This window comes from Vibrio sp. 1249-1 (assembly GCF_033340495.1).
In genome coordinates, this window is sequence record NZ_JAWOWJ010001172.1 from 1 (window position 1) to 517 (window position 517).

Consider the following 517-nt stretch of genomic DNA (forward strand, 5'->3'; position numbering starts at 1 on the left):
TAAGCTATTAGAATGTCGTGATATTCGTAAAGTATACCGAGAAGGTTCGTTGGATACGGAAGTGTTGAAAGGCGTGAGCTTTGATATCGATAAAGGTGAGCTCGTTTCTATTGTTGGCTCATCGGGCTCAGGTAAGAGTACGCTGCTTCATATCCTTGGCGCATTGGACGACGCTACGCAAGGTGAAGTGGATTTTTTAGGGCAGAACCTATCGGCGTTAAGCTCCAATAAACAGGCTGCTCTTCGCAACAAACATCTTGGTTTTGTGTATCAATTTCACCACTTACTTGCTGATTTTACGGCGCTCGAAAATGTCGCAATGCCACTGCTGATTGGCGGAACTAAAGTGACAGAAGCTAAAGAGGCGGCAAAAGCGCTGCTTGAGAAAGTGGGCTTGAGCCATCGTATGGATCACCGCCCATCAGAGCTGTCTGGTGGTGAGCGCCAGCGTGTGGCCATTGCTCGTGCTCTTGTGAACAAGCCTGACTTAGTTTTGGCTGACGAACCAACTGGTAAC

Annotated in this window: 1 protein-coding gene; it reads left to right on the forward strand. The window is 48.0% G+C overall.

What is annotated here, in order from left to right:
- Positions 1-517 (forward strand): ATP-binding cassette domain-containing protein (locus R7Z50_RS31090; protein WP_318150225.1); only part of this gene is annotated, 517 nt, incomplete at both ends.